Genomic DNA, 360 nt, shown 5'->3' with positions numbered 1-360 from the left:
TAGCTTTGCCCTGAAGGGCAATCGAGCAGGAAGCCCCACTTCAAAATCTGTAAGATTTAAGTGGTGGGAGCATGTCAGTGCGTCCAGCTAAGGGTGAAGCATTTAATGGGTGGAAATCCCATCCGGTAAGGTATTAGCCACACCGCCGGTAACGACCTTGAGCCAGCCAGAGCAATCGGGAAGGTTAAGCGTAGGAAGATAGGTAATAGGGATAGTGATTGAGCATCGAAAGACCCTAATCCAGCAGGCCGATGCTGTTGACATAGCAGAAGGCTATAGGTAAGTTTATCGTTATGGCAAGACATCCATAGGACACCTGATTTCAACATCACTGCTGAAAGAATGTCATAATAAGATGGA

The organism is Blautia sp. OM07-19, from assembly GCF_003481595.1.
GTDB classification, from domain to species: Bacteria; Bacillota; Clostridia; order Lachnospirales; family Lachnospiraceae; genus Blautia_A; species Blautia_A intestinihominis.
Note: the sequence above shows the minus strand (reverse complement) of the source record.